This is a genomic window from Streptomyces sp. NPDC053755, from assembly GCF_040677675.1.
Lineage (GTDB): Bacteria > Actinomycetota > Actinomycetes > Streptomycetales > Streptomycetaceae > Streptomyces.
This window is the reverse complement of the sequence record NZ_JBFASK010000030.1, coordinates 82,966-84,595: the sequence shown is the minus strand read 5'-3', so window position 1 is coordinate 84,595 and position 1,630 is coordinate 82,966. Positions and strand designations below refer to the sequence as shown.

Here is a 1,630-nt window from a genome sequence, read left to right as displayed (position 1 = left end):
GGGGGGGGGGGGGGGGGGGGGGGGGGGGGGGGGGGGGGGGGGGGGGGGGGGGGCCGGCCTGCCCGGGGTGGCAGCCCGCGGTCCCTGTTTTTAGAAGAAGCCGCAGGTCGGCGCGGCGCCGGTGGGGGCGGGGGCGTTCTCCGCGCCGGTGGGGGCGTAGATCTCCAGGCGGATGCCGTCGGGGTCGGCGAAGAAGATGCCGCCGGAGCCGGCGCCCTCGCCGTGGGAGACGACGCCGTCGTGGGCGAAGTCGGCGCCCAGCTCGCGCAGGACGGCCTCGGCGGCCTTGACGTCCTCGATGGAGTCGACCTGGAAGGAGAGGTGGTGCAGGCCGGCGGCGCCGACGGAGAAGGACTCCTGGCTCTGCTGCCACAGGGTGAGCATCAGGCGGCCGTCACGGGCGAGGAAGGCCCAGCGCTGGCTGTCGTCCTTGCCCTCGGCCAGGATCTCGAAGCCGAAAACCCGGATGTAGAAGGGGAGCGACTTCTCCAGGTTGGTGACGTTCAGGCCGACGTGGCCGGTCTGCAGGGGCTTGTCGGCGATGGACTGCGTCATGGGAGTGCCTTCCTCGATACCGGCGCCGGGCCGTTCCCGGCTAACCGTTGATCTGGACTTTAGTGGTTGACTCATCATCGAGTCAACCGCTGAAATGCTGTTCAGTGGTTAGAATCTGGCCATGTGGTCGGATGCACCGACGACACGAAAGGGCAGCCTCATGCGTACGAACCCGGCCCGCGGTCCTGCCGCGGATCCGCGCCCCCTGACCGGGGAGCCTTTGCCGCTCGATCTGCTCAACACCCGCTGGATAGACGGCGGAACCCACCACGACCTGCTGCGATACCCCGACGGGCTGTCGATCTGGCTGCAGTCCGCCGGCCTGGACGGCGACGTGCCCGCCGGCGGCAGGACCCTGCGGGCGCTGCTGGCCACCCGCTCCGCGCTGGCCTCGCTCGTGGACAGCGGGGCCGACGGACCGGCCGCGGCCGAAGACCTGAATGAGACCCTCCGCCACGGGCGGATCCGGCGCCTGCTGGACCAGGACGGCCCCCGGACGGTCGTGGAGACCGACTCCCCCGACTGGCTCGCCGCCTGGACGGCCGCGGAGATCTACCTGCGGCTGCTCGAGGAGAACCCCGGCCGCATACGCAAGTGCGCCAACCCCGAATGCATCCTGCACTTCTACGACGTCTCCAAGAACGGCGGCCGCCGCTGGTGCTCCATGGTCGGATGCGGCAACCGGGCCAAGGCCCACCGCCACTACTCCCGCCGTAAACAGGCCGCCGGCAGCTGAGAAGGACCCCACCGGCCGGCCGGGTGCACGCGGTGCACGGGCACCCGCCCGGCCGGCCCCGCGGGGAAGGGAAGAGGGAGGGACGCGGCACCCGCGGGCGGACGCGGCTTCCGGCCCGCGGCAGGTACGCCCCCCGGCACGCCGGGCGCCGGCAGCCGCCCGGTGGCACGGCCCGGTGCCACCGGGCCGTCAGGGCTGAACGGCCCCTGCCCGCAACCCGGTCGGCCGGACCGCGCACCCCGGTCCACCCATCCGCGTACGGCAAGCCCGCCGGTCCGCGCACGGCAAGCCCGCCGGTCCACCGGTCCGGGTACGGGCAAGCCCGCCGGTCCGCGTCCA

The 1,630-nt window shown here is 73.3% G+C and carries 2 protein-coding genes; one reads left to right on the top strand and one right to left on the bottom strand.

Features of this window, described 5'->3' with window-relative positions; genetic code table 11:
- Positions 1 to 90: 90 nt before the first annotated feature.
- Complete coding sequence (locus tag AB0K65_RS25330) at positions 91 to 555, bottom strand: VOC family protein (RefSeq protein ID WP_365720250.1); 465 nt, start codon at positions 553 to 555, stop codon at positions 91 to 93.
- Positions 556 to 715: 160 nt separating this feature from the next.
- Here AB0K65_RS25330 and AB0K65_RS25325 point away from each other — a divergent pair, with 160 nt between their 5' ends.
- Complete coding sequence (locus AB0K65_RS25325; protein WP_365720248.1) at positions 716 to 1,291, top strand: CGNR zinc finger domain-containing protein; 576 nt, start codon at positions 716 to 718, stop codon at positions 1,289 to 1,291.
- Positions 1,292 to 1,630 lie beyond the last annotated feature (339 nt).

Coding starts and splice junctions, on each gene's coding strand:
- AB0K65_RS25330 (WP_365720250.1), bottom strand. CDS start 555: ATGACGCAGTCCATCGCCGACAAGCCCCTGCAGACCGGCCACGTCGGC.
- AB0K65_RS25325 (WP_365720248.1), top strand. CDS start 716: ATGCGTACGAACCCGGCCCGCGGTCCTGCCGCGGATCCGCGCCCCCTG.